The organism is Peterkaempfera griseoplana, from assembly GCF_001418575.1.
Classification (GTDB): domain Bacteria; phylum Actinomycetota; class Actinomycetes; order Streptomycetales; family Streptomycetaceae; genus Peterkaempfera; species Peterkaempfera griseoplana.
Genome location: NZ_LIQR01000637.1, coordinates 386 through 5,117, shown reverse-complemented (window position 1 = coordinate 5,117; position 4,732 = coordinate 386). Strand labels below are relative to the sequence as shown.

Annotated in this window: 5 protein-coding genes; 2 read left to right on the top strand and 3 right to left on the bottom strand. The window is 75.7% G+C overall.

Annotated features, from left to right (window positions below):
* The coding region (locus tag AOK09_RS34515; protein WP_407675459.1) for a DEAD/DEAH box helicase at positions 1–1,621 on the top strand (1,621 nt) is incomplete at its 5' end.
* Positions 1,622–1,653: 32 nt separating this feature from the next.
* Here the strand turns inward: AOK09_RS34515 and AOK09_RS34510 are convergent.
* The gene (locus tag AOK09_RS34510; protein ID WP_055591149.1) at positions 1,654–2,817 is read right to left on the bottom strand and encodes an MBL fold metallo-hydrolase; all 1,164 of its coding nucleotides are present in this window, start codon (positions 2,815–2,817) and stop codon (positions 1,654–1,656) included.
* 26 nt (positions 2,818–2,843) lie between these two features.
* On the bottom strand, positions 2,844–3,797 hold the full coding sequence (locus AOK09_RS34505; protein ID WP_055591148.1) for an SDR family oxidoreductase: 954 nt from the start codon (positions 3,795–3,797) through the stop codon (positions 2,844–2,846).
* A 92-nt stretch (positions 3,798–3,889) separates the two neighbouring features.
* On the opposite strand from AOK09_RS34505, the gene AOK09_RS34500 reads away from it, so the two are divergent.
* Entirely contained in the window at positions 3,890–4,450 is a 561-nt protein-coding gene (locus AOK09_RS34500) for a TetR/AcrR family transcriptional regulator (RefSeq protein ID WP_055591147.1), read from the top strand.
* A 44-nt stretch (positions 4,451–4,494) separates the two neighbouring features.
* On the opposite strand, the gene AOK09_RS40980 is transcribed toward AOK09_RS34500, so the two are convergent.
* Positions 4,495–4,732, bottom strand: a 238-nt coding sequence (locus tag AOK09_RS40980) for a hypothetical protein (RefSeq protein ID WP_169797107.1), incomplete at its 5' end; no start/stop codon positions are given.

The following is a 4,732-nucleotide window of genomic DNA, read 5'->3' as shown; positions in this document are numbered from 1 at the left end:
GGCCCGCGCCGTCCGGCGCGGGCCCTCGCCGTGTGCCCAGGCCTCCCCGACGACGAGACGGATCCAGATGCCCCGCCAGGCCCGGCCGTCCCGCGACGGCTCCCGGACGCACGACGCCCCGCCCACCGGCCGCTCCAGGCCGCCCCGCAACCGGCGCCCCGCCGCCTCCCGCACGGCCGCCGCCCCGGCAGTCCTGCCGGAGCCGCCCGCCGAGCCCACCACGCCGGGGCGTCCGGCCGCGGCCACCTTCGCCGAGCTGCCGCTGCCGCCCGCGCTGCTGCAGGCCCTCACCGCACAGGGCGTCACCGCTCCGTTCCCCATCCAGGGAGCGACCCTGCCCGACTCGCTCAGCGGCCGTGACGTCCTCGGCCGGGGCCGCACCGGCTCCGGCAAGACCCTCGCCTTCGGCCTGCCCCTGCTGGCGCGCACCGCGGGCCGCCGGGCGGAGCCCCGCCGGCCGCTGGCCCTGGTGCTGGTCCCCACCCGCGAGCTCGCGCAGCAGGTCACCGACGCCCTCACCCCCTACGCCACGGCGCTGAAGCTCCGGCTGGCCACCGTGGTCGGCGGGATGTCCATCAACCGTCAGGCGCAGGCCGTGGCCCGTGGCGCCGAGGTGGTGGTCGCCACCCCGGGCCGGCTGGCCGATCTGATCCAGCGGGGTGACTGCCGGCTGGACCGGGTGCGCACCACCGTGCTGGACGAGGCCGACCAGATGGCCGACATGGGCTTTCTGCCGCAGGTCACCAGGCTGCTGGAGCAGGTGGAGCCGGACGGCCAGCGGATGCTGTTCTCCGCCACCCTGGACCGCAATGTCGACCGGCTGGTCCGGCGCTTCCTCAGCGACCCGGTCACCCACTCCGTGGACCCGCCGGCCGCGGCCGTCACGACCATGGAGCACCATCTGCTGCACGTCGAGACCGACGACAAGCAGGCCGCCACCGCACAGATCGCCGCCCGCGACGGCCGGGTGATCATGTTCGTGCACACCAAGCGCGGCGCCGACCGCCTCACCAAGCACCTGCTGGGCAGCGGGGTGCGGGCCGCCGCCCTGCACGGCGGCAAGTCGCAGCCGCAGCGCAACCGCACCCTGGAGCAGTTCCGGGACGGGCAGGTCACCGCGCTGATCGCGACCAACGTCGCCGCCCGGGGCATCCACATCGACGGCCTGGACCTGGTCGTCAACGTCGATCCGCCGGTCGACCACAAGGACTATCTGCACCGCGGCGGACGCACCGCCAGGGCCGGCGAGTCCGGCACGGTGGTCACCCTGGTGCTGCCCGAGCAGCGCCGGGAGATGAGCCGGCTGATGACCGCGGCCGGCATCCGCCCGCACACGGCCCGGGTGCGGCCCGGCGACGCCGAACTGACCCGGATCACCGGTGCCCGTACGCCGTCCGGCGTCCCGGTCACCGTCGCGGCACCCGTGTCCGCCTCCGCGCCGGCGTCGCCGCCCCGGGCCCGCAAGCCCGTCCGTGCGGACGGGGACGTCCCCGGAGCGGCCCGCCGCAGGCGTGGGCCGCGGCGCGCCGCGGGCCATGGCGCAGCCGCAGGCCACGGCGCAGCCGAGGGCGGGGCCGCCGCGCCCAGGCCCCGGCGACGCCGCCCGCGCCCGGCGGAGTAGACCCACGGGGCGCCGTGTGAGGTGACGCCCGCTCAGCGGGCGGCGTCCTCCGCCAGCGGCGCCCGCGCGGTGCGGGCCGCGGGGACGGCAGCCCCGGCCTGGTGCGGCCGGACGGCGACCGCTCGCCACCAGGGCTGTGCGGGAAGCTCCCCGGCGGGTTCGAAGGGCTGGCCGGGGAGCGGTACGGCGATCCGGGCCCCGGCGGCGAGGGCGGCCGCCCGGGTGCGTTCGGCCGGCTCCTCCCAGGGGTGCGGGGCCAGGTTGAAGGTCCCCCAGTGGATCGGCAGCAGGGCGCCGTGCGGCTCCCCGCCGGAGAGGTCGGAGTGCGCCCGCAGCCCCTCCTCGGGTGTCATGTGGATGTCCGGCCAGAACTCGCTGTACGCACCGATCTGGATCATCGAGGCGTCAAACGGCCCATGGGCCGCGCCGATCTCGGCGAAGCCGGGGAAGTAGCCGGTGTCCCCGCTGTGGAAGATCCGGTGCCGGGGCCCGGAGACCACCCAGGACGCCCAGAGGGTGTGGCCGCGCAGCCCGCGGCCGCAGAAGTGCCGTGCGGGTGTGGCGGTCAGCGTCAGCCCGGCGGCCTCGGTGGACTCGTGCCAGTCCAGTTCGGTGATCCGGCCGGCCGGTACGCCCCAGCGCTCCAGATGGGCGCCGACGCCCAGCGGCACCGCGAACATCGCCCCGCTGCCGGCCAGGGCACGGATGGACGGCATGTCCAGGTGGTCGTAGTGGTCGTGGGAGATCACCACCGCGTCCAGCGGTCCCAGCTCGGCCGGTGCCAGCGGGGCGGGGTGCAGCCGCCTGGGCCCGGCGAACGGCACGGGTGAGCAGCGCTCCCCCCACACCGGGTCGAACAGCACCCGTGCCCCGTCGATCTCGGCCAGCACGGTGGAGTGCCCCAGCCAGGTCAGCCGCAGCCCGGAGGCGGGCGGCTCCGCCGGGACGGTGCGCACCAGCGGGATGGCGGAGGCCGGGGCGCGCCGCACCCGGTCGGCCTTGCGCAGCTGGGTCCGCAGATACGGCAGGGCGGCGCCGCGGGACGCGGTGCGGGCGGCCACAGGGTTGGTGAAGGTTCCGTCGGCGTGGTGCGGTGAGCCGAGGATGCGCTCCAGCCGCTCGCCGTCGGGGACGCCGCCGAGCGCGGCGGGGCGCAGCAGCCGGGTGAGCCGGGACAGGGGGGTGGTGCGGGGCACGGACGGTCCTCCGGTGTGGGGCTGGGTCAGGTCGCCGCGCTGAGGCGGTCGTAGCGGACATGGGTGAGCTGCTCGGAGACCTCCCACAGCCGGGCGGCGACCTGCTCGTCGTCGGCGGTGCGCCGGCTGCCGGCGGGTGCCGGGCCGCCGGTCAGGCCGAAGACGCCGTCCGGGCCGTAGTAGCCGCCGGCGGTGGCGTCGGGACTGGTCGCCGCGTACAGGGTGGGCAGGGCGCCCCGGTCGGGCTGCTGGGACATGCCGGGCAGCGCCATCAGCAGCCCGCCGAGCCCCCTGCCCTGACGGTCGGTGCCCAGGTTGGGGCCGGTGCTCTGCAGATTGGTGAGAGTGGATCCCGGGTGGGCGGCGGTGGACAGCAGGCCCCAGCCGTTGCGGTCGCTGCGGCGCTGGAGTTCCCGGGCGAAGAGCAGATTGGCGAGCTTGGAGCGCCCGTAGGCGCCCAGCGGCCGGTAGGAGCGCTCGCTCTGCAGGTCGTCGAAGTCGATGCGGCCGGTGCGGTGCGCGATGCTGCTCACCGTCACCACGCGGGGTGCGTCACCCCGGCGCAGCAGCGGCAGCAGCCGCCCGGTGAGGGCGAAGTGCCCGAGGTGGTTGGTGCCGAACTGCAGCTCGAAGCCGTCGGCGGTGGTGTGGCGGGTGGGCACCGCCATGATGCCGGCGTTGTTGACCAGCAGGTCCAGCGGGCGGTCACGGTCGAGGAGCAGCCGGGCGAAGGCGGCGACGGATTCCAGGACGGAGAGGTCCAGGGTCTCCACGGAGGCGGCGGCGCCGGGGTGGGCCGCGCGGATCCGCCGTACCGCCTCGGCGCCCCTGGCCGCGTCGCGTACCGCCAGCACCACCTCGGCGCCGGACTGTGCCAGGCGGCGGGCGGTCTCGAAGCCGATGCCGCTGTTGGCGCCCGTCACCACGGCGTGCCTGCCGTGCTGGTCGGGGAGGACGAAGTCCCTGGAGCGAGCGGGCATGGGGGGCTCCTCGGCGATGGGAAGATGAACCATGGCTCATGTTCATCATGAACTACCATTCACCTTGTTGCAACCGAAGGAGGTCCGCCCTTATGTCCCAGCCCCGCCAGCTGCGCTCCGACGCCGTACGCAACCGGCAGAAGATCATGGCCGCCGCCCGGGAGCAGGTGACCGTCCACGGCCCCGACGTCGCCATGGAGGCCATCGCGGCGGCCGCCGGGGTCGCGGTGGGCACCCTCTACCGGCACTTCCCCACCAAGACCGACCTGATCGCGGCGGTACTGCGGGAGCAGGGCGAGCTGATGGTCGGGGACGTCGAGGAGACCGCGGCCAGGATCGACAGCGGGACGGCCCCGGCCATGGCGGAGCTGCGCGCACTGGCCACCAGGGTCGTCGACCACATGGCCGAGGACCGGGCCGTCAAGGCCGCCGCCCATGCGCTGGGGGCCACCGACCACGGCGACCTGGAGGCCCGCGCCTTCGGCGCCGTGGGCCGCATCATCGCCGCCGCGCAGGCCCAGGGCGCCCTGCGCCCGGACGTCACCACGGACGACTTCGCACTGCTGCTCACCACCGCCCCCACCGACCGTCCCGCCGCCGTGCGGGCGCGCTGGCTGGAGGTCTTCCTCACCGGCCTGGCCACCCAGCGGTAGTGACGACGGCTCAGGTCGGCTGAGGCCGGGAGGGACCCGGCGGCTCAGGCAGGGAGGCGCGAGGGAGGGGCCGCCCGGGCGGGTTCACTTCGCCAGGGACTCGGCGACGAGCCGCCAGATCTCCGCTGCCAGATCCATGTTGCCGCTCTGTGCTGGGCCTGCTCGGCGAGCTTCCGCAGTGCGGCGAGCGCCGCGGTCTGCTCGCCCTCCAGCAGCACGCGGTTGCGCATCACGTCGAGCCTGATCGGGCCCTGGTACGGCGGCAGGTCGTCGAAGCCGACC